The sequence below is a fragment of the Rothia sp. LK2588 genome, assembly GCF_040946465.1.
Lineage (GTDB): Bacteria > Actinomycetota > Actinomycetes > Actinomycetales > Micrococcaceae > Rothia.
Genome location: NZ_JAYWLS010000004.1, coordinates 270,249 through 287,781 on the forward strand (window position 1 = coordinate 270,249; position 17,533 = coordinate 287,781).

Here is a 17,533-nt window from a genome sequence, read left to right on the forward strand (position 1 = left end):
GAACCCTTATTGCAACTGACGAGCAAAGGAGCTCTTCATGAAAATCTTGGTAGCGCTGGGCGGCAACGCTCTGCTCAAGCGAGGTGAACCGCTCACCGCAACGAACCAGCGGGCAAACATCAATATCGCGGCCGAACGCATCTCGCGTATCACCGACGATAACCAGGTAGTTATCGCCCACGGTAACGGCCCGCAGGTTGGTCTACTGGCTCTACAGTCGGCGGCCTACACTGACGTTGAGCCGTACCCGCTGGATGTGCTGGGCGCCGAGTCCGAGGCAATGATCGGATACATGCTCGAGCAAGAACTGGGCAACGTGCTCCCCCAAGAGCAGCGCATTGCCACGGTGTTGACGATGACCGAAGTCGATCCTAAAGACCCGGCATTCGACAACCCCACCAAGTTCATCGGACCGGTATACGACGAAGATACCGCCAACGCCATGGCCGAGCAGAAAGGCTGGTCGGTCAAGCCCGATGGTCCGTACTTCCGTCGCGTGGTTCCCTCTCCCTTGCCGCAACGAATCATTGAGCAGGAAGTCATCAACCACTTGGTCGAGAAGAACGTGTTAGTCATCTGTGCCGGTGGCGGCGGTATTCCCACCTACATCGACGAGAACCAGAAGCTGCACGGCGTGGAGGCCGTCATCGATAAGGATCTCTGCTCGGCACTTCTCGCGGAAAACCTGGACGCCGACCTGCTGGTGATCGCCACCGACGTCGACGGTGTCTACGCTGACTGGGGCACCCCCGATCAGCGCAAGCTCGACGAAGTGAAAATCGCCGATGTAGACGCGATGGATCTAGCAGCCGGTTCTATGGGGCCGAAGGTCCAGGCAGCCCGCAACTTCGTGGAAGGCACCGGCAAGCGTGCAGTCATTGGCGCTCTCTCCGACATCGAATTGCTTGTGGCAGGTACCGCAGGAACCTCTGTGGTGGCCTAGTCTTCCGGTTCTTCGAAGAATAACCCCGGGGCACGGATAATGCGTTGCCCCGGGGTTATTGTGTAGCGCGAGAAGTTAGTGATTGTTGTCGGCGATAAAATCGCGGGTATAGGACCGCAAGGCTCGTTCGGCGTCCAGCCCAGCTTCGCGAGCGGCGACGACCTGATCGAAGAGCACTCGCCCCAGCTCATCCTCAGTCTTGGGGCTCTCTTTCGCGCAGACGCTCGATAAATCGATCCCGGCCTTGGCTGCCTTCGACGCGGTCTTTTCCGCTAGCGCCAGTGCCGGTAGATGAGGCGGAATACCGTCGAGTGCACCGGTTCGTTCCGGTTTCTCAGCCTTCTTCAGTTCATCCCAGCGAGCGTTGACATCTGCTATCTCCGCACTCTCGTCACCGAAGACGTGGGGATGACGCCGCTGTAGCTTGTCGTTAAGTCCGCGTAACACCTCGGCGATCGTAAAACCGCCCGCGGTTGCTGGTGTCTCGGCGGCCACGCGCGCGTGGAAGACCACCTGCAACAGCACGTCGCCGAGCTCTTCGCGCAAAAGCTCGCGGTCGATCCCCTTCGGAGCTTCGACCGCTTCCACAACCTCGTAGCTCTCCTCGATAAGGTACTTCAACAGGGACGCGTGGGTTTGTTCCCCGTCCCATGGGCAACCACCGGGGCTACGCAGTTTGTCCATGATCGCCAGCAGACGTGCGAACTCTTCCTGCGCGCCCTGAGGTTCCAACTCGGCGTGGGGCATAGTGCTCATCTCCTCTGTTCTTCGACGCGAACGGCTAGTTGTTCTGCCCCTCCGGCTCGTCTCCCGCAGGCTGCTGCGCCTGGGCCGCCTGCATGTAGGGGCCCTGCACCGAGCGCATGAGCATCTGCTTTTCGTCCACGGAGACGAACGCGCCCTCGATCGCGTTGATGGTGAGCTCGAAGAAGTCCATGGGGCCATAACCGAAGGTGCGGGCGAGCTCGGTGAACTCGCGGGTGATGCTCGTGCCAGACATCAGGCGGTTGTCGGGGTTGATGGCCACCGCCAGGCCCGCCTCGCGCAGTACGGCCACCGGGTGCTGGGCGTAGGTCGCGGCCCAAACGTCCTGTTGCGGCTTGCCGAACTCGTCTACGGCGTGCGCAGCGTCGGTTTGGAGGTTCGAAGCCGGGCACACCTCCAGGGTGATGCGGCGGTCTTTGATCCAGCTGGACAGCTCGCCCAGCTGCAGGATCGGTTGGGCGGGGTCGGCACCGGGCATGAGCTGCCCGTCGGGGTCGAGCTCGCCCACGGTGGTGTACGAGAAGTCTTCGGTCACGCGCACGCCGTGGCCGATGCGCAGGGCGCGGCCAGCCAATACGGCGTCGCGGATCGATTCGAGGCCGGCGGCCTCACCGGCGTGCAGGGTGACTGGGAAGAAGTGCTCGGCCAGGTATTCCAGGGCGGGGCGGTGTTTGCTCGGCGGAAAACCGTCTTCGGGGCCGGCGAGATCGAAACCGACCACGCCGATTTGACGGTGTGCCACGGCCGCTTCGGCAATCGCCAAGGAATTATCGTTCTGGCGCATGGCGCACACGATCTGGTTCACCATGATCCGGCCACCGCTGCGGCCCACGAATTCCATGCCCTCGCGCAGGCCCTCGGCCACAGCCAGGATCGCCTGCTCGATGCTCAGGCCCGCGCGCGTGTGCTGTTCGGGCGCCCAGCGAACCTCGCCGTAGATCACGCCGTCGGCGGCCAGCGTGATGACGTGCTCCTTGGCCACCCGGCGGAGGTCTTCGGCGCGTTGCATCACGGCCAGGGTGTGTTCGAAGGTCTCGAGGTAGCGTTCCAAGGAGCGTGAGTCCGCGGACTCTTCGAACCAGCGACGAAGCTGTTGGGCGTCAGTGACTGGCAACTCGTGCCCGACGTCCTGGGCGATCTCGATGATGGTGTCGGGTTGCAGACCACCGTCGAGGTGGTCGTGCAGGCTGACCTTCGGCAGGCCCTGAATCCAGCTGTAATCGGTGGTGGTCATATCTTCCTTTGAGTTGTTGCGAGAAGAGGTACGGGGTAAGGGCAAGGCCCCGGGTTACCCGGGGCCTTGGCGCCGATCATCGGTTTAGAACGACCAGGAGGTCAGGGCCTGGTTCATGTGCGGCGGAATATTCGCGCCGGTACGCGGGAACATGCGCAGTTCCTCAACGTACTGCTGGGCCGGCAGCTGCTGGGAGTACTTCACGAAAGCCTCTTCGTTGGAGTAGTCGAAGGAGGCCTGGGGCGGAATGCCCGGGGTGAAGCGCAGGCTCATGGCCAGCGGCGATCCGGCACCTTCGGAGTAGGAGTCGGCCTTGAGCTGCAGGATGTTCAGCACCTCTTCGGGAACCAGGTCGAAGGTCTTGCGCTGGTCCCAGAAGCCACCGGTGCGCACATGGGTCAGGGCGTCGTAGTACGAACCGAGAGTGCGTACGCGGATCAGCACGGTGGAGACGTCACGGGCAGTGCCGTTCTCACCGAATAGTGCCTGCTGAGCTTCGGCCAGGCGCGAGACGACCTCCGCCTCGGTGAGCACCAGGTTGCCCTCGGCCTTCTCGGTGGTGGAGGGCTTGGTCCGCTGGGTCTCGGTCTCGCGAGTGTAGGAGGGGGCCACGTCCACGTCTGCCGCGGAGCTGGGCAGGTCGGAGTCGGGGGCCTGTCTCGGAGCCGCGGACGGAGCCGCGCCGGAGGACTGGCCTGCGGACGACTGGCTAGCGGTCGGTGCCGCGCCGGACGCTACGGCCGCCGCAGGTGCCGCGGCGGGCACGATCGTGGGGGCCGCTGTAGGCACCGCAGTCTGGGAAGTTTCCTCAGCGGCAGAGGCGGGCTGAGCACCGAAATCTTCCTCGATGTGCTCGGGCAACGGGGCGCTGTCGGCGTGAGTCTCCGACGACAGCTCGGACTCCTGAACCGGCTTCTCGTCCTTCGAGGTAGCGGATTCGTGCTTCGATTCTTCCTCTTCGACGAAGGAGGAATCGGGGTCGGTGATGATGCTATTGGGCAAGGTGTACAGTGCCGCACCGGTGGGTTCCTCGGTCTGGTACTGGTCGCCGTGCTGCTGGTCAGCCAGGAACTCACCGCCCTGGTGCTGGTCAGCCTGGTCCAGGAAGGCTTCGTCTTCGGTGGGCTCGGTGGCGGGTTCCTCGGCGCGGGCGAACTCGGTCTTCTCGAATTCGGCGTCGGTGGCCTGGGCCTGACGCTCGGTGTCCTCGTCCCCACCGACGATATTAGCCAGCACATCACGACGCGCGGCGGCCTCACCCTGATCGGCGGGTTCGTGGTCGTCGTTGTGACCGAAGGCCACGGCATCGAAAGACTCGTCGTCGCGCACGGTGCGCTGATCCGAATCTTTTTCGACGTGCGCAGTAGCGTCCTGCTCAGAGGAATTTAGGCGCTGACCGATCGAACTGAAGCGTTCGTCCTGCACCGCGGTGTCTTCACCGGCGGTATCGTGCACGCGCTGAGCCGGGGCCTCGGTAGCGGTCTCGGCCTCGGTCGTAGCGGACTCATCGCCGAGACGGGTGGTCTCGGCACCTCGGGAAGCGTTCTTCTCGTCGACGAAGATCAGGTTGTTGCTGGTGCCGGTCTCGGTGTTCATGAACGAAGCCTGCACGCGGTCGGTTGCAGAGTCGGCGTTGATCAGCGCGCGGTTGAAAGCACCGCGTTCCGAACGCTCCTCATCGGTGTACAGCGAGGCCACCGATTCGAACCAGTCATTGCCCGGCACGACCACGGTACGCTCTACCTCGTTGCCGTCGGAGAAGAGCGCCAGGTTCATGTCGTTGCCCTCTTGCTTCAGCTCAAGAGTCAGCTGGCCGTTGCCGCGGTCACGCATGAGCTGCACCAGGCTGTCCAGGCCCGAACCCTGCGTCAAACGCTCGTGCTGCGGGGCGACCGTCGACTCTTCGAGCCGGTAGTCTTCAGCACTGTGCTCGGTCTGCTTCTGATCCGTGGACTGGACCGGCTGCTGAGCTTGATCGAGGCCGTCGTTTTCGTGGTACTTACGACGCTTAAAAATACCCATTGCTCTCGCTTCCTTTGCAATGACGGATTCACGGCCGCTCGGGGTAAACGACCGGTTGGGGTTAGTTGGTTTCTACCCTACCCAGAATCAGGTCGGTTGGCTCGAATGTTTCACCCACCGAATAGGCATTCTCGAGAGATTCCAAGGCACGGCCGAAGCGTTCTGGGGTGTCGGTCATCAGAGTCATCAGTGGCTGACCCTTCTGGATCTCATCACCGGGCTTGGCGTGCAGACGAATTCCAGCGGCCGCCTGTACAGCGTCTTCTTTGCGGGCGCGACCGGCACCCAACCGCCAGGACGCCACACCCACCGAGAGCGCGTCCAGGCGGGTCAACACACCGGAACTTTCCGCGTACACGGTGTGCGTCTCGCGGGGTTGGGGCAGAGTGGCGTCGGGGTCGCCTCCCTGGTCGGAAATCATCTTGCGCCAGACGTCCATGGCGCGGCCGTCGGCCAGGGCCTCGGCAGGGTCGGCGTCTACGCCGGAGGCCTTCAGCATCTCGCGCGCCAGCTCCACGGTCAGCTCCACGACGTCGGCCGGGCCACCGCCGGCGAGCACCTCAACCGACTCCTCGACCTCGCAGGCGTTGCCCACGGTTAAACCCAGCGGGGTGTTCATGTCGGTCAACAGCGCCGAGGTCTTCACCCCGGCGTCCGCACCCAGCGCCACCATAGTCTCTGCCAGAGTGCGCGCCTGCGCGAGGTCCTTCATGAACGCCCCGGAACCCACCTTGACGTCCAACACCAGCGAGTCGGTGCCTTCGGCGATCTTCTTCGACATGATCGATGAGGCGATGAGCGGGATCGCCTCGACGGTGGCGGTGACGTCACGCAACGCGTAGAGCTTCTTATCGGCCGGCGCCAGGCCCGAACCCGCCGCGCAGATCACCGCACCGGTCGAACCGAGCATCTCGAGAGTGCGTTCGTTGGTCAGGTTTGCCTGCCACCCGGGGATGGATTCGAGCTTGTCCAGCGTGCCCCCGGTATGGCCCAGACCGCGCCCCGAGAGCTGCGGGACCGCCACGCCAAACGTAGCGACCAACGGAGCCAACGGCAAGGTGATCTTGTCACCAACTCCACCGGTGGAGTGCTTGTCGGCGGTCGCCAGCTTCTTGCCCGGGCCCACGATCGACGAGAAGTCCAGGCGCTCGCCCGAACTGATCATGGCGGTGGTCCAGCGGGAAATCTCCGCACGATCCATGCCGTTGAGGAAGATCGCCATGGCCAGGGCACTCATCTGCTCATCGGCCACGGCACCGCGGGTGTAGGCGTCGATCACCCAGTCGATCTGTTCGGGGCTCAGCGTGCCGCCATCGCGCTTGGTGCGAATGACGTCTACAGCGTCAAAGGTTTCGGTACTCACCGTGGTTCTCCTGTCAGTGGGGAAAGGTTAGCTCAAACGCTCGGGGCCGAAGGCATCCGGCAACATCTCTTCGATCGTGCGAATGCCAGAGGTGGAACGCAACAACATGCCCGGCGCCGCGTGCTCATAGAGCAACTGGCGGCAACGGCCGCAGGGCATCAAAGCGTTGGAATCACGATCCACGCACGCGAAGGCGACGAGCTTTCCACCGTCGTTCATCACCAGATCAGAGACCAGCGAGCACTCGGCGCAGAGCGTGATGCCCAGCGAGGCGTTTTCGATGTTGCACCCCGAGACCACCGCGCCGTTCGTAGTCAGCGCGGCGGCCCCGACGGGGTACTTCGAATAGGGAGAATACGACTTCCCCATCGCCTCGATAGCGGCGTCGATCAGGGGTTGCCAATCGATCTGCTTAGAGTCGGGGACGCTACCCACGGCTACCCCTTGATGTAGGGCTTACCGGCGGCGGCAGGTCCACGCGAACGACCCACCAGACCTGCGACCGCAAGGATGGTCACCACGTAGGGCAACATCGCCAGCAACTCGGTCGGGATCGAAGTGCCCAGAATCGAGAGCATGAACTGCATCTGCAGGGAGAAGCCGAACAGCAACGAGGCGAACAGCGCGCCCATCGGCCGCCAGCGTCCGAAAATGAGCGCAGCCAGCGCGATGTAGCCCTGACCGGCGGTCATATCCGAGTTGAAAGAAGAGACCGAAACCAGGGTGAAGAAGGCGCCGCCCATACCGGCCACGGCACCGGCGAGCAGGACGTTCGAGAAACGCAAGCGGTTCACGTTCACACCCAGCGTGTCGGCTGCCTTGGGGTGCTCACCCACCGCACGGGTGCGCAGACCCCAGCGGGTCTTGTTCAGACCGAACCAGATCAGTGCCACCACGATGTACATGAGGTAGACGATCACCGACTGGTTGAACAGCACCGGGCCGATCACCGGGATCTGCGAGAGCACCGGGATCTCAAAACTGGGTAGCTTCGGGGCCGAATTCAGGTTAGCGGCGTCCGGCTGCAACACGCGGGTAAAGAGGAAGCCGGTCAAACCGGAGACCAACACGTTGACCACCACACCCACGATGGTCTGGTCGACCAGGTACTTGATCGAGAAGATCGCCAGCAACAACGAAACCAGCATGCCGCCGACCATCGCCGCCAGCAGACCGGCCCAGGGGTTGTTGGTGATCGAACCGACGAGCACGGCCGAGAAGGCACCCAGCAGAAGCTGGCCCTCGATGGCGATGTTCACGATGCCCGAGCGCTCGCAGAGCAGGCCGCCCATCGAACCGAATATCATCGGGATCGACAGCGCCAGCGCACCGGAGAGCAGGGAGACCAGTGAGACGTCTGAGGTACGTGCGGAACCGATAGCCCAGACCAGCAGGCCGGTGATGAAGAAAAACCAGAACACGGCGGTCAACGCGAAGGGAACACGCTTGCCGGAATTCATCGCCACGATCGAGTAGGCGGCAATCGCCAGCAGGACGAGCGCGGCCAGCCAGCCGAAGACGCGGGCCGAGAGTACGAGGGCGGGAATCTGCGCCCAGGTGATACCTTCGGCCAGGCGGAAGGTGACCTCGTTCGCCGGGGCGTTGATCCCGAGCAGGAGAAGGCCGATGAGCGCGATGACCGAGAAGATGATGGGGTTCTTCCAGTGCTTGACGATCACCTGTTCGTCGGCAACGGAGCCCTGCGGATTTTCAACTACTGCGGTGGACATTACTTAGCCTCCGATGCGACGACGGACTTGCGAGCCTTTTTGGCTTTCTTGGGCTTCTTCTTGCCGGAGGGATCGGGCAGGCGGAAGATGGCGCGGACCAGCGGAGGTGCGGCGATGAACAGCACGATCATGGCCTGCACCACGAGCACCAGGTCGATCGGGGTGCCGGTATCAACCTGCATGGAGACGCCGCCAGCGCGGAAGGCGCCGTAGAGCAGAGCCGCGAAGAAAGTACCCCAGGGGGTCGAGCGTCCCAGCAGCGCCACGGTAATGGCGTCGAAACCGAAGGAGGAGGCCACGCCGGTGGAAAGCACCTGCTCGGTTCCGGAGACCTGGGTGGAGCCGGCCAGTCCGGCCAGCGCGCCGGCGATCGCCATGACCAGGATGTAACCGCGAGCCACCGAAATACCGGCGGTCTGTGCGGCGTGGGGGTTAGCGCCCACCGCGCGCAGGCGGAATCCGGTGGTCGAGCGGTTCAGCAACCAAGAGACGAAGACGACGGCCAGCACCGCGATCACGAAGCCCCAGTGCAGACGGAAGGAGCTGCCCAACAGCAAGGGGAAGATCGCGTTCTCCTCGAACGTCGGGGAGATCGGGTTGGTGTTACCCGGACGCTGCAGCAGCGGAGTCTTCAACAGGTACAGCAACAGGTTCGCGGCGATGTAGTTGAGCATGATCGACAGGATCACCTCGTGCGCACCGGTCTTGGCCTTGAGCAGGCCGATCAGGCCGCCCCAGAGGCCACCGCCGACAATACCGCCGAGAACGATCATGGGGAGCATGAGGTAGATCGGCAGGTTCCAGGTGATCGCCACGTAGGTGGAGACGATGGCACCGAGGATGATCTGACCCTGGGCACCGATGTTGAACAGACCGGTGCGGAAGGCGATGGCCACGGCCAGTCCCGCCAGGATCAACGGGGTGGAGACGGTGAGGGTCTCCATGAGCGGGTAGATTGCCTTGGTGAAGGAGGTCGCCGAGAAGTTGAAGATCGAGCCTTCAAACAGCGCGATGTACGCCTCGGACGCGGCGTCCCAGGCGGCCACAAAGGTATCGGAGGGGCGGGCGAAGAAATAGGAGAACGCCTTCTGGGTGGCGGTATCGGTGACCGCGATCAGCAGGCCACCGACGATGAACGCCGCGACCATCGCGCCCACGGAGAGACCGAATCCACCGCCGAGCAGTCGGGTTGCCAGGGAAGGCTTCTGGTGTTCACCCATCTGCGGGTTGGGGTTCTTGGGTGTCTGTTGTTCGGCGGTGCCCAGCGCGGTGGCGGTTTCGGCCAGCGAGGTGGTGGCGACGCCGTGATTATCGGTTGCGCTCATCGGGTCTCTCCTTCAGCCCAAGGGATCTCGGTCTCGGCCTGGGTGGCCTCTTCGTAGGTTGTCCCGGCCATCATCTGGCCCAGCACGTTACGCGGGGTGTCTGCGGGCACGATCCCCATGAGCTCGCCGTGGAAGAACACGGCGATGCGGTCTGCCAGCGCGTACACCTCGTCCAACTCGGTGGAGACGATGATGACGGGCACGCCCTTGTCGCGTTCTGCAACGATGCGCTTGTGGATGAATTCGATCGAACCGACGTCCACACCGCGGGTGGGCTGGGAAGCCACGAACAGTTTGAGATCGCGGGTCAGCTCGCGGGCGACCACGATCTTCTGCTGGTTACCGCCCGAGAGGGTGGACGCGGCGTCGTGCTTGCTACCCACGCGGATGTCGAATTCATCGATGGCGCGGTCGGCGTTCTTGGAGATTGCCGAGCGGTTCAGCGTGCCTGCGGAGGAGAACTCCTTGCGGTCGAAGAGGTCGAGCACGAGGTTCTCGGCGATCGAGAACGACCCCACCAGACCGTCGGAGGAGCGGTCTTCGGGCACGAAACCCACACCGGATTTCAGCACGGCGTCGGTGGATCTACCCAGCAATTCGGTGTTACCCAGCTTCAACGAGCCGGTGGCCTTCGGTTGCAAACCGAGAATGGTCTCCGCCAGCTCGGTCTGTCCGTTACCCTGCACGCCGGCGACTGCCAGAATCTCGCCGCCACGCACGGTGAAGTTGACGTCTTTCAACAACGGTACCCCGTTGGGGGCGACCAGGTTCAGGTCGGTGACCTCGAAGCGGTCGTCGTTCAGGCGCGGGGCGTCCTTATCGACTACCAGCTGCACCGACTTGCCCACCATCAGCTCCGCCAATTCGTTCGTGGAGGCGGTGGGGTCGGCGTCGCCGACGACCTTGCCGCGGCGGATCACGGTGATCTTGTCGGAGATCGCACGGACTTCGCGTAGCTTGTGCGAGATAAAGAGCAACGATTTGCCGTCACGGCGCAGCTGATCCATGATGCCCAAGAGCTGATCGGTCTCCGATGGAGTGAGCACAGCGGTCGGCTCATCGAGGATCAGCACCTCGGCGTCGCGCACCAGTGCCTTGATGATCTCCACGCGCTGCTGCACACCCACCGGGAGGTCCTCCACGATGGCGTCCGGATCAACAGAGAAACCGTAGCGATCCGAGATCTCGCGGATCTTCGCGCGAGTCGCCTCGAGGTTCAGGGTCGCGCCCTTCGTCTCTTCGGAACCCAGCGCGATGTTCTCGGCAACCGTGAACACCGGAACCAGCATGAAGTGCTGATGCACCATGCCGATGCCCGCCGCCATCGCGTCTGAGGGACCACGGAAGTTCACGGGTTTATCGTCAATGAGGATCTGACCGTCGGTGGGCTCGTAGAGTCCATAGATGACGTTCATCAGGGTGGACTTGCCCGCGCCGTTTTCACCCAGCAGGGTGTGCACGGTGCCGGGCTCGACCACCAGATCAATGCGGTCGTTTGCGGTGAAGTCACCAAACTTTTTGGTGACCTGTCGCAGTTCGAGTTTCATCGCTGCGCTTTCTTATCTATCGATGGCGGCTGGAACCGGTACATGGGAGGGGCGAGACGCGGGCGCTTGGGCGAGGCACAAACACCGGCGGGCAACGCTTCACCCACAGAGGGTATCAAAGCGTTGAAAGCGGCTCGAACATACACAGGGCAGTTCGAGCCGCTTTTCAACGTCAGAGGCACAACCGTTACTTGGTCGGCTGGCCTTCGGTCTTCACGGTGATCTCGCCGGAGATGATCTTTTCCTTGATCTGCTCCAGCTCCTTCACGGTCTCCTGAGAAACCTTGCCTTCGAAGTCGTGGAAGGGTGCCAGGCCCACGCCGTCGTTCTCCAGGGTGCCGATGTACTTCTCGGAAGAGAACTTCTGGTCCATGTCGTCCTTGATGGTGGACTCCACGGCTTCCTTCATCTTCTTCTGCACCGAGGTCAGGATGATGTCCTTGTATTCGGGGTTGGTCTCGTAGCCATCGGAGTCAACCCACACCACGGCTGCGGGCTTATCGGAGTGCGAAGCGTTGTAGCTCTTCACAGCCTCCAGGGTACCTGCACCCACGGGGCCAGCCACCGGCATGATGATGTCAGCGCCCTGATCCAGGAAGTTCTGGGTGTTGGTCTTACCCTTGGTCTGGTCAGAGAAGTCACCGGTGAAGGTACCGGACTGGTTCTTGGTATCCCAACCCAGAACCTTGACGTCCTTGCCCTTTTCCTTGTTGTAGTGCTCCACGCCCTGGGCGAAGCCATCCATGAAGATGGTCACGGTGGGCATCTGCGCGCCACCGTAGGTAGCTACCTTGCCGGTCTTGGACTGAGCCGCGGCCAGGTAACCGGCCTGGAACGCAGCCTGAGCGGTGTCGTACACGATAGGACGCACGTTGTCGGCCTCGATCGAACCGTCATCGACGATCGCGAAGTGGGTATCGGGGTTCTCCTTGGCCACCTGCTTGGTGGTATCAGCCAGAGCGAAGCCCACGGTGATGATGGAGTTGCAGCCGGCCTGAACCATCTTGTTGACGTTGGGGCCGAAATCTGCCGGTGAGCTGGACTGCGCCTCGGCGGTCTTGATGCCGTATTCTTCCTCAGCAGCCTTCAGGCCGTTGTAGGAGTTTTCGTTGAAGGACTTATCGTCGAAGCCGCCTTCGTCAGAGACGATGCAGGCCTTGTAATCCGAAGAACCCTTCGAGTCGGAGGAAGCCTTTTCATCCGGTGCAGCGCCGCAACCGGCAAGCAAAAGAGCGGAAATGCCGAGAACAGAGCCTGCAGCGGCAAAACGTGAGCGAGTAGCCATGTGAGCTATCCCTTCGTAAGTTCAGACGAGCCCAGCAACCCCGCAACGCTAGGCATCGAGGCGCTGAACAGAATGTGGTGTGCTAGACACTAGGTGATACAGAATATGATACTGGCTCACGAGCAGGAATGAAGACATGCAACGCACTGGGTTACCCGACGGTAACTGACTCGTCTGTCGCATTAGCTGTAATTGCTCACCGAACGGAACTGCTCGGCGGAGAGTTTTGCCATGTCCCAACGGATAGAGCGCAACGCGGCGGTCGCCATCACCTGCACCCCATAACCAATCGCACGTTCGTCTGGATCGTAATCCCCCTGATGCAGATCGTAGGTCGGCCCTCCCGGAGTGCGGGTGCCCAGGCGGATCATCGTTCCCGGAACTTCCTGTAGCATCCAGGCGAAATCCTCGCCGCCCATGGACTGCTCCACCAGCACCACCGCGTCCTCCCCCAGTTCCTGGCGGGCGGCGTTTTCAAGAATCGTCGTCTCGTGTTCGGTGTTCACCACCGGGGGCACCCCGCGGATGTGCTCGACGTGCACATCCACCCCATAGGGGGCCGCGACCTGTTCGATCACCTCGTCCAGGATTTCCCCGGCGCGATACCAGGCCTCGGCGTCCAGACAGCGCATCGTGCCCGCCATGAACCCCTCGGAGGGAATCGCGTTCGGGGCCACGCCCGCCTCGATCTGCCCCCAGGCCACCAGCACACCCGAGCGGATGTCCATGCGGCGGGAAAGCACCGCGGGAACGTTAATGGCGATCTGGCTCATCGCGTAGATCAGGTCTTCGGTCAGGTGCGGACGAGAGGTGTGCCCGCCGTGGCCGGTCAAATGCACCTTGATGGTGTCGGAGGCAGAGGTGATGGCACCGATGCGGGTGCCGATCTTCCCGACGTCCACCTTAGGCTCGCAGTGCAACGCGAAAGCGCGCGGAATGCCCTGCAAGCCCCCTGCCGCGATCACTTGCACGGCACCGCCGGGCAATTGCTCCTCGGCGGGCTGGAAGATCACCCGCACCTTCCGCGGCAACGGGTGCTCCTCATGGAGCCGATGCAATGCGATCGCCACCCCAAGCATCACCGTCTGATGAATATCGTGGCCGCAAGCGTGCATCATACCCGGACGCTCCGAGGCGAAAGATAGGCCCGTCTGCTCGAGAATCGGCAACGCATCGATATCGGCACGAAGAGCCACCGAATGGCTCCCCTGCCCGATGTCTACATAGCAACCGGTGCCCTCGAAACGTTGCGGGGAAAGCCCCTCGGCGGTGAGTCGCTCAACAATACGGTCCGTGGTCTGATGCTCCTGAAAGCTCAGCTCGGGGTGCTGATGCACTCGGCGTCGAAAGTCGATGAGCTCGGGCACGAGATCCGTGATGCGCGGTCCAATCACCGGGCCCGCTTGATCCAGCAGTGTTGCTACAGAAAAATGCGCCATGAGCCGTCCACGTATCTCGTCGTCCAGGGTTATCTGGCTCCACAGTATATCGAGTTGGCTTCGGCCAACGCCGCGTCGGCGAAATGCGACTTCATCGTTTCTTTATGACGGAATATGACGCAGGCCCGCGCATCGACGTCGATGCGCGGGCCTGGTGCGTGAACGACGGTGGCCGTGCTTAGAAAGCGCGGGCCACGATAGCCTGCTTCACCTCGGCGATAGCCTTCGTGATCTCAATACCACGGGGGCAAGCGTCGGTGCAGTTGAAGGTGGTGCGGCAACGCCACACGCCTTCCTTATCGTTGAGGATCTCCAGACGCATGTCACCGGCGTCATCACGAGAATCGAAGATGAAGCGGTGAGCGTTGACGATCGCGGCGGGGCCGAAGTACTGGCCGTCTGTCCAGAAAACCGGGCACGACGAGGTACACGCAGCGCAGAGGATGCACTTGGTGGTGTCGTCGAAGATCGCGCGGTCTTCAGCGGACTGGATACGCTCGCGCTCGGGCTCATTGGTGTCGTTGATCAAGAAGGGCATGATCTCACGGTAGGACTGGAAGAAGGGTTCCATGTCTACGATGAGGTCCTTTTCGCAGGGCAAGCCCTTGATCGGCTCAATGGTCAGCGGCTTGGTCAGGTCAAGATCCTTCAGCAGGGTCTTGCAGGCCAGGCGGTTGCGGCCGTTGATGCGCATGGCGTCTGAACCACAGATACCGTGGGCGCACGAACGACGGAACGAGAGCGAGCCGTCGATCTCCCACTTAATCTTGTGGAGGGCGTCCAGCACACGGTCGGTGCCGAACATGGTGACCTTGAATTCGTCCCAGTGAGCCTCGGGCGAGATCTCGGGATCGTAACGGCGCACCTGAACGGTCACGTCGAAGGACTTGATGCCCTCGCCACCGCCCTGCTCTGATGCCAGAGAAACCTTGGATTCGGGTTCGCGTGCTTCAAAATCTGCCATTTTAGTACTTACGCTCCATCGGTTCGTAGCGGGTGAAGACGACGGGCTTGGTGTCGAAGCGGAGGCCGGCGATGCCCTCCATCTCTGCCTCGGCATCCTGGTAGACCATCGAGTGCTTCATAAAGTTCTCGTCGTCGCGGTTCGGGAAGTCTTCGCGGAAGTGACCGCCGCGCGACTCCTGGCGGTGCAACGCCGCCACCGACATCACCTTGGCCAGCTCGAGGAGGAAGCCCAGCTCCACGGCCTCCAGCAGGTCGAGGTTGAAGCGCTTGCCCTTATCCTGAACCGAGATGTTCTTGTAGCGCTCTTCGAACTCAGCGATCTTGTTCAGCGCGTTGTGGATGGTGTCTGCGGTACGGAACACCTGCATGTCGGCGTCCATGACGTCCTGCAGTTCCTTGCGGATCGCGCCGACCTTCTCGGTGCCGTTGCCGTCACGCAGGGTGTTGAGCAACTCGAGGGTGCGGTCCGCGGCGTCCTCGGGAATGGGCAGGAAGTCTGCGTTGGCAGCGTGCTTCGCGGCGGTAATACCGGCGCGCTTACCGAACACGTTGATGTCCAGCAGCGAGTTGGTGCCCAGACGGTTCGAACCGTGCACCGACACGCAAGCTACCTCACCGGCTGCGTAGAGACCGGGGATGGTCTCCTCCGAGTTCGCGTAGACTTCGGCGTCGATGTTGGTGGGGATGCCGCCCATGGCGTAGTGCGCGGTCGGGAAGACCGGCACGGGCTCGGTGTAGGGCTCCACGCCCAGGTAGGTACGGGCGAACTCGGTGATGTCCGGAAGCTTCGCGTCGATGTGCGCGGGCTCCAGGTGAGTCAGGTCGAGCAGCACGTAATCCTTGTTCGGACCGCAACCGCGGCCCTCGCGCACTTCGTTGGCCATCGAGCGGGCCACGATATCGCGGGGTGCGAGATCCTTAATGGTCGGTGCGTAACGCTCCATGAAGCGCTCACCCTCGGAGTTACGGAGAATACCGCCCTCACCACGGGCCGCCTCAGAGACCAGAATGCCCAGACCAGCCAGACCGGTCGGGTGGAACTGCACGAACTCCATGTCTTCCAACGGGATGCCGTTGCGCAGTGCGATGGCCATGCCGTCACCGGTGAGGGTGTGTGCGTTCGAGGTGGTCTTGAAGATCTTGCCACAACCGCCGGAAGCGAAGATCACGGACTTCGCCTGGAAGACGTGGACGTCGCCAGTGGCCAGATCGTAGGTCACCACGCCGGCCGGGCGGCGCTTGCCGTTTTCGTCTTCGACCATGACCAGGTCGAGCACGTAGTACTCGTTGTAGAACTCCACGTTGTGCTTCACGCAGTTCTGGTACAGGGTCTGGAGAATCATGTGGCCGGTGCGGTCTGCTGCGTAGCATGCACGGCGCACGGGCGCCTTACCGTGGTCGCGGGTGTGGCCACCAAAACGACGCTGGTCGATGCGACCCTCGGGGGTGCGGTTGAAGGGCAGACCCATCTTTTCCAGGTCGAGCACGGCGTCGATGGCCTCCTTGGCCATGACCTCTGCGGCATCCTGGTCAACCAGGTAGTCGCCACCCTTAATGGTGTCGAAGGTGTGCCACTCCCAGTTGTCTTCTTCGACGTTGGCCAGGGCTGCACACATACCGCCCTGGGCGGCACCGGTGTGAGAACGGGTGGGGTAAAGCTTGGTCAGCACTGCGGTGCGAACGCGCTGGCCGGCTTCAATTGCCGCGCGCATGCCAGCGCCACCGGCGCCGACGATAACTACATCGTACTTATGTACCTGCATCTGTTAATGCTCTCTTCTCAGTTCTAAAGTGTCGCTGTTACGGTGCGGGGCAGAAAGAAGGCACCAGGTCTGCCGGGGCGTTGGCCGGGCAGGGGTCGAAGGTGAAGATCACCAGGGTGCCCACCAGTAAGATGAAGGCCGATGCCAGGTACAGGATGGTCTTCAGTGCAACGCGGGTGCGATCCTTTTCGGCGTAATCCATGATGATGGTGCGGATGCCGTTGGTGCCGTGCAGCATGGCCAGCCACAACAACAGCAGATCCCAGACCTGCCAGAACGGGTTAGCCAGTTTGCCGCCCACAAAACCGAAATCGATAGCGTGAACGCCGTGCGGCTGCATCAGGTTGGTGAAGAGGTGACCGAAGATCAGCACTACCAAGATGACGCCGGAGATGCGCATGAACAGCCACGCGTACATCTCGGAGTTGTTGCGCTTCGAGGACGAGCGGTTGTACTTGACACCGTTGACGGTGGTGTCCTTGCTGCGAGGAGCAGAAATACGAGCTTTAAGCGGGGTAGCCATGATGGATTAGCCTCCGAAGACGTTCATGAGGTGGCGAATGAGGAAGGGGATCATAACCAAAACCCAGAGCACCAGAACGCCCCAGAGCATGGTCTTGTGGTGGCGTGCGCCGTCCTTCCAGAAGTCCACGAGGATAATGCGGATGCCGTTGAAAGCGTGGTAAACGATCGCGGCCACGAGTACGGCCTCGCCCAGACCCATGATGGGGTTCTTGTACACTTCCATGATTGCGTTGTACGCCTCAGGCGACACACGCACCATTGCGGTGTCGAGAACGTGTACGAGCAAGAAGAAGAAAATGGAAATACCTGTGATGCGATGTGCAACCCATGACCACATGCCTTCACGACCGCGGTACAGGGTGCCACGAGAATTATTCGGCACTGAATGACCTCCCGAAGGCTGTAAGAATGTGCGCGCGTCAAGTAGGCGTGGAGGCAACACTCAGACAGCTAATTTAGTGTTCTACTTAACGACATGAGAGTACCAGGTATAACTGACCTGAACTAACTTAGCGACGGCCTGTTTGCAAATGTGAACGAATAATTTGAGAATCGCCTCAAAAAGTGAGATTTTTTACCGAGCTTCGGCTCGCTCGGCGGCACTTCGAAGTCAAAATCTAGGTATC

At 61.9% G+C, this 17,533-nt stretch carries 15 protein-coding genes; 1 reads left to right on the forward strand and 14 read right to left on the reverse strand.

Annotated elements, in window-relative coordinates; all coding sequences use genetic code 11:
* The first annotated feature begins 37 nt into the window (after positions 1-37).
* The gene (gene arcC, locus VVR12_RS09860) at positions 38-943 is read left to right on the forward strand and encodes a carbamate kinase (RefSeq protein ID WP_368551069.1); all 906 of its coding nucleotides are present in this window, start codon (positions 38-40) and stop codon (positions 941-943) included.
* 75 nt (positions 944-1,018) lie between these two features.
* Here the strand turns inward: arcC and VVR12_RS09865 are convergent, their stop codons facing one another.
* The 14 genes from VVR12_RS09865 to sdhC all read right to left on the reverse strand — a co-directional run bounded on the left by VVR12_RS09865 (position 1,019) and on the right by sdhC (position 17,289).
* Positions 1,019-1,699, reverse strand: a complete 681-nt coding sequence (locus tag VVR12_RS09865; RefSeq protein ID WP_368551070.1) for a YabN family protein — start codon at positions 1,697-1,699, stop codon at positions 1,019-1,021.
* Positions 1,700-1,724: 25 nt separating this feature from the next.
* On the reverse strand, positions 1,725-2,942 hold the full coding sequence (locus VVR12_RS09870) for an adenosine deaminase (protein ID WP_368551071.1): 1,218 nt from the start codon (positions 2,940-2,942) through the stop codon (positions 1,725-1,727).
* Positions 2,943-3,026: 84 nt separating this feature from the next.
* Positions 3,027-4,964, reverse strand: a complete 1,938-nt coding sequence (locus VVR12_RS09875) for a hypothetical protein (protein WP_368551072.1) — start codon at positions 4,962-4,964, stop codon at positions 3,027-3,029.
* Positions 4,965-5,025: 61 nt separating this feature from the next.
* Positions 5,026-6,327 carry a thymidine phosphorylase gene (locus VVR12_RS09880; RefSeq protein WP_368551073.1) on the reverse strand — a complete coding sequence of 434 codons (1,302 nt, stop codon included), beginning with the start codon at positions 6,325-6,327 and terminating at the stop codon, positions 5,026-5,028.
* A 27-nt stretch (positions 6,328-6,354) separates the two neighbouring features.
* Positions 6,355-6,762, reverse strand: a complete 408-nt coding sequence (locus tag VVR12_RS09885; protein ID WP_368551074.1) for a cytidine deaminase — start codon at positions 6,760-6,762, stop codon at positions 6,355-6,357.
* Positions 6,763-6,764: 2 nt separating this feature from the next.
* Positions 6,765-8,057: an ABC transporter permease gene (locus VVR12_RS09890; RefSeq protein WP_368551075.1), complete on the reverse strand. Its 1,293-nt coding sequence runs from the start codon at positions 8,055-8,057 to the stop codon at positions 6,765-6,767.
* Complete coding sequence (locus VVR12_RS09895; RefSeq protein WP_409349902.1) at positions 8,057-9,382, reverse strand: ABC transporter permease; 1,326 nt, start codon at positions 9,380-9,382, stop codon at positions 8,057-8,059. Before VVR12_RS09895 ends, VVR12_RS09890 begins: the two co-directional genes overlap by 1 nt.
* Positions 9,379-10,929, reverse strand: coding sequence for an ABC transporter ATP-binding protein (locus tag VVR12_RS09900; protein WP_368551076.1), 1,551 nt, complete (start codon positions 10,927-10,929; stop codon positions 9,379-9,381). Before VVR12_RS09900 ends, VVR12_RS09895 begins: the two co-directional genes overlap by 4 nt.
* A gap of 187 nt (positions 10,930-11,116) precedes the next feature.
* Entirely contained in the window at positions 11,117-12,214 is a 1,098-nt protein-coding gene (locus VVR12_RS09905) for a BMP family protein (RefSeq protein ID WP_368551077.1), read from the reverse strand.
* 182 nt (positions 12,215-12,396) lie between these two features.
* The gene (locus VVR12_RS09910) at positions 12,397-13,653 is read right to left on the reverse strand and encodes an amidohydrolase (protein ID WP_368551078.1); all 1,257 of its coding nucleotides are present in this window, start codon (positions 13,651-13,653) and stop codon (positions 12,397-12,399) included.
* A gap of 178 nt (positions 13,654-13,831) precedes the next feature.
* A complete protein-coding gene (locus tag VVR12_RS09915) occupies positions 13,832-14,617 on the reverse strand; it encodes a succinate dehydrogenase iron-sulfur subunit (protein ID WP_368551079.1) in 786 nt (261 codons plus the stop codon).
* A gap of 1 nt (position 14,618) precedes the next feature.
* The gene (sdhA, locus tag VVR12_RS09920) at positions 14,619-16,382 is read right to left on the reverse strand and encodes a succinate dehydrogenase flavoprotein subunit (protein ID WP_368551080.1); all 1,764 of its coding nucleotides are present in this window, start codon (positions 16,380-16,382) and stop codon (positions 14,619-14,621) included.
* A gap of 37 nt (positions 16,383-16,419) precedes the next feature.
* Positions 16,420-16,905, reverse strand: coding sequence for a succinate dehydrogenase, hydrophobic membrane anchor protein (sdhD, locus tag VVR12_RS09925; RefSeq protein ID WP_368551081.1), 486 nt, complete (start codon positions 16,903-16,905; stop codon positions 16,420-16,422).
* A gap of 6 nt (positions 16,906-16,911) precedes the next feature.
* Entirely contained in the window at positions 16,912-17,289 is a 378-nt protein-coding gene (sdhC, locus tag VVR12_RS09930) for a succinate dehydrogenase, cytochrome b556 subunit (RefSeq protein WP_368551082.1), read from the reverse strand.
* Positions 17,290-17,533: the final 244 nt, after the last annotated feature.

Coding starts and splice junctions, on each gene's coding strand:
- VVR12_RS09875 (WP_368551072.1), bottom strand. CDS start 4,964: ATGGGTATTTTTAAGCGTCGTAAGTACCACGAAAACGACGGCCTCGAT.
- VVR12_RS09910 (WP_368551078.1), bottom strand. CDS start 13,653: ATGGCGCATTTTTCTGTAGCAACACTGCTGGATCAAGCGGGCCCGGTG.
- VVR12_RS09890 (WP_368551075.1), bottom strand. CDS start 8,057: ATGTCCACCGCAGTAGTTGAAAATCCGCAGGGCTCCGTTGCCGACGAA.
- VVR12_RS09915 (WP_368551079.1), bottom strand. CDS start 14,617: ATGGCAGATTTTGAAGCACGCGAACCCGAATCCAAGGTTTCTCTGGCA.
- sdhA (WP_368551080.1), bottom strand. CDS start 16,382: ATGCAGGTACATAAGTACGATGTAGTTATCGTCGGCGCCGGTGGCGCT.
- VVR12_RS09900 (WP_368551076.1), bottom strand. CDS start 10,929: ATGAAACTCGAACTGCGACAGGTCACCAAAAAGTTTGGTGACTTCACC.
- arcC (WP_368551069.1), top strand. CDS start 38: ATGAAAATCTTGGTAGCGCTGGGCGGCAACGCTCTGCTCAAGCGAGGT.
- sdhD (WP_368551081.1), bottom strand. CDS start 16,905: ATGGCTACCCCGCTTAAAGCTCGTATTTCTGCTCCTCGCAGCAAGGAC.
- VVR12_RS09870 (WP_368551071.1), bottom strand. CDS start 2,942: ATGACCACCACCGATTACAGCTGGATTCAGGGCCTGCCGAAGGTCAGC.
- VVR12_RS09865 (WP_368551070.1), bottom strand. CDS start 1,699: ATGAGCACTATGCCCCACGCCGAGTTGGAACCTCAGGGCGCGCAGGAA.
- VVR12_RS09895 (WP_409349902.1), bottom strand. CDS start 9,382: ATGAGCGCAACCGATAATCACGGCGTCGCCACCACCTCGCTGGCCGAA.
- VVR12_RS09905 (WP_368551077.1), bottom strand. CDS start 12,214: ATGGCTACTCGCTCACGTTTTGCCGCTGCAGGCTCTGTTCTCGGCATT.